Raw genomic sequence first — 3,416 nt, 5'->3', positions numbered from 1 at the left:
AAGCAGATTCACGTGTCGGACCGCGGGCGGTTTTCCACCGCGCGCCTGTCGGCCATGGAAGAAGGGGTCCCGGCCCTGGGTTATGTGGTGGAAAACGCCTGGCTCGGCCAATGCCTGTGGCAAGGCCTGGACAAGGATGTGATCAGTTGGCGCTGTCCGGCAGAAGTCACCCGCCTGGAGCCTCTGGAAGGCGGCTATCGCCTGACCCTGAATGACGAAACCACGCTGGAATGCGACCTCGCGGTGCTCGCCGATGGTGGCCGTTCCGGCCTGCGTGAACAGTTGGGTATCGGGGTCAAGAATCGCCCCTACAACCAGAGCGCGCTGATTGCCAACATCACCCCCAGCGAAGCCCACAACGGCATGGCCTTCGAGCGCTTCACCGATGACGGGCCGATGGCGTTGCTGCCATTGCCGGAAAATCGCTGTGCGTTGATCTGGACCCGCCAGGGCATGGACGCTCAGCGTCTGGCCGACCTGGATGACCGTAGTTTCCTCAGCGAATTGCAGGGGGTATTCGGTTATCGCCTGGGCACCTTGAAACAAGTGGGCGCGCGGCATCTGTATCCGCTGTCTCTGGTAGAAGCCGAAGAGCAGGTGCGCCCCCACCTGGTGGTGCTGGGCAATGCCGCCCACAGCCTGCATCCGATTGCCGGGCAGGGCTTCAACCTGTCGTTGCGTGATGCCCAGGCCCTGGCGGATGCCTTGCTGGCCAGCGAGCAGCTGCCGGGCGATTTTTCCGTGCTGCAGGCTTATCGCGAGCGCCAGCGCCTGGACCAGAACCTGACCGTGGGTTTCTCCGATCAGGTCACGCGGCTGTTCGGCAGCAAGCTGCCGCTGCTGTCAGTGGGACGCAACCTTGGCTTGCTCGGACTGGACCTGCTGCCCCCGGCCAAGCGCTGGTTCGCGCGCCAGGCCATGGGCCTGGGCACTCGTCCGGATGCGTGAGTGGTTGACCCGACGCGTCGGCAAGGCCCGCCTTTTGCGCTGGGTGTTGAACCTGTACCCACCCTACCTTGGGGCCGGTGTACGGATTCGCCAGATCAGTGCGGATTTCCGCGAAGTCCAGGTCTCCATGGGCCTGGGCTGGTACAACCGCAACTATGTCGGCACCCAGTTCGGTGGCAGCCTGTATTCGATGGTGGATCCGTTTTTCATGCTGATGTTCATGGAGAACCTGGGGCGCGACTACATCGTCTGGGACAAGGCCGCAGCCATCGATTTCATCGCCCCGGGCAAGGGCCCGGTGTTTGCTCGGTTCAGCATCGACCAGGCGTTGCTCGACGAGGTTTGTCGGCAGACTGCCAGTGGCGAGAAGTACCTGCCACAGTTGCAGGTAGAGATTCATGACGGCTCCGGCACCCTGGTGGCGCGGGTCGATAAAACCCTTTATGTGCGGCTCAAGCCGCAAGCGAGACAGGCCTAAAGCATGGAAATGCGCGCAGATGTGCTGATTGTCGGAGCCGGAATGGTCGGCAGTGCCTTGGCGTTGGCGTTGCAGGGCAGTGGCCTGGAAGTGCTGCTGCTCGATGGCGGCTCCCTGAGTGTCAAACCCTTCGACGCCGAGTCGCCGTTCGAACCGCGGGTCAGTGCCTTGTCGGCCGCCAGCCAGCGCATCCTGGAGCGCCTTGGTGCCTGGGACGGTATCGCCGGACGGCGCAGCAGCCCCTACTGCGACATGCAGGTCTGGGACGGCAGCGGCACCGGGCAGATCCACTTCTCGGCCTCCAGCGTACATGCCCAGGTGCTGGGGCATATCGTCGAGAACCGCGTGGTTCAGGATGCCTTGCTTGAGCGTTTGCACGAATGCGACATCGGTTTGTTGGCCAACGCCCGCCTGGAGCAGATGCGCCGCTCCGGTGATGACTGGCTGCTGACCCTGGCGGACGGCCGGCAACTGCGCGCGCCGCTGGTGATCGCTGCCGATGGCGCCAATTCTGCCGTGCGTCGGCTCACCGGCTGCGCCACCCGCGAGTGGGACTACCTGCATCACGCCATCGTTACCAGTGTGCGCAGCAGCCAACCCCATCGATTGACTGCCTGGCAGCGTTTCACCGATACCGGCCCGCTGGCGTTTCTGCCGCTGGTACGGGATGGCCAGCACGATTGGTGCTCCATTGTCTGGTCCACTACGCCCACCGAGGCCGAGCGCCTGATGGCTCTGGATGACGCAGCGTTCTGTTCTGAGCTGGAGCGCGCTTTCGAAGGTCGTCTGGGCACAGTGCTCAGCGCCGACCCTCGGCTGTGCGTGCCGTTGCGCCAGCGCCACGCCAAGCGCTACGTGGCCGAAGGTCTGGCCCTGATCGGCGACGCTGCCCACACCATTCATCCGCTGGCGGGGCAGGGGGTCAACCTGGGTTTCCTTGATGCCGCAGTGCTGGCGGAGGTGCTGCTGCAGGCGGCCAGCCGTGGCGAGCGTCTGGCAGAGGTCAAGGTGCTCAGTCGCTTCGAACGGCGACGCATGCCCCATAACCTGGCGCTGATGGCGGCCATGGAAGGCTTCGAGCGGCTATTCCAGGCCGATCCGTTGCCGCTGCGCTGGCTGCGCAACACTGGCCTGAAGATGGTCGAGCAGATGCCCGAGGCCAAGGCGCTGTTCGTGCGTCAGGCACTGGGCCTGAGCGGCGATCTCCCGGAGCTGGCCAGAGCGTAGGGGCCGGCGGGCTGGCGAAGCTTTCGCGAGGGCGGCCCTACGCAACATCTGGTAACTCCTCAGCGCCGGGTTCGGTTGAGATGGCAAATGGGAGTCCTTATCATTTCGCCTCACTTTGAAATCGAGAGACCGCTCCCATGTTGGCACCGAAGCGTCTACTGACCGCCCTGGCACTCACACTCATCGGTGGCACCGCCTACGCCGCCGATGAAGTCGTGGTCTACTCCTCGCGTATCGATGAGCTGATCAAGCCGGTGTTCGATGCCTACACCCAGAAGACCGGGGTGAAGATCAAGTTCATCACCGACAAGGAAGCGCCGCTGATGCAGCGGATCAAGGCCGAGGGCGAAAACGCCACTGCCGACCTGCTGCTCACCGTGGACGCCGGCAACCTTTGGCAGGCCGAGCAGATGGGCATCCTGCAACCGTTCACCTCCAAGGTCATCGACAGCAACATCCCTTTGCAATACCGCTCTTCCAACCACGCCTGGACCGGCCTGAGCCTGCGGGCGCGGACCCTGGCCTACTCCACCGAGCGGGTCAAACCTTCCGAACTGACCACCTATGAAGCCCTGGCCGACAAGCAGTGGGAAGGCCGTCTGTGCCTGCGTACCGCGAAGAAGGTCTACAACCAGTCGCTGACCGCCACCCTGATCGAAACCCACGGCGCCGCGAAGACCGAAGAGATCGTCAAGGGCTGGGTCAACAACCTGTCCACCGATGTGTTCTCCGATGACATCGCGGTGCTGGATGCGATCAACGC

Annotated in this window: 4 protein-coding genes; all 4 read left to right on the top strand. The window is 63.7% G+C overall.

The window, feature by feature from the left end; translation table 11 throughout:
- Positions 1-948: 2-octaprenyl-6-methoxyphenyl hydroxylase (gene ubiH, locus BLX41_RS23180; RefSeq protein ID WP_404942791.1), on the top strand; the 948-nt coding region annotated here is incomplete at its 5' end.
- A complete protein-coding gene (locus tag BLX41_RS23175) occupies positions 941-1,426 on the top strand; it encodes a DUF4442 domain-containing protein (protein ID WP_123726757.1) in 486 nt (161 codons plus the stop codon). The genes ubiH and BLX41_RS23175, both read left to right, overlap by 8 nt.
- 9 nt (positions 1,427-1,435) lie before the next feature.
- A complete protein-coding gene (locus BLX41_RS23170; protein ID WP_185073752.1) occupies positions 1,436-2,653 on the top strand; it encodes a 2-octaprenyl-3-methyl-6-methoxy-1,4-benzoquinol hydroxylase in 1,218 nt (405 codons plus the stop codon).
- Between the two features lie 137 nt (positions 2,654-2,790).
- A partial coding sequence (locus tag BLX41_RS36085) for an extracellular solute-binding protein (RefSeq protein WP_259745119.1) occupies positions 2,791-3,416 on the top strand: 626 nt, incomplete at its 3' end.

Origin of the sequence: Pseudomonas protegens (genome assembly GCF_003732485.1) — a bacterium.
Taxonomy (GTDB): domain Bacteria; phylum Pseudomonadota; class Gammaproteobacteria; order Pseudomonadales; family Pseudomonadaceae; genus Aquipseudomonas; species Aquipseudomonas protegens_B.
Note: the sequence above shows the minus strand (reverse complement) of the source record. Positions and strands in the feature narration are given on the sequence as shown.

Coding starts and splice junctions, on each gene's coding strand:
- BLX41_RS23175 (WP_123726757.1), top strand. CDS start 941: ATGCGTGAGTGGTTGACCCGACGCGTCGGCAAGGCCCGCCTTTTGCGC.
- BLX41_RS23170 (WP_185073752.1), top strand. CDS start 1,436: ATGCGCGCAGATGTGCTGATTGTCGGAGCCGGAATGGTCGGCAGTGCC.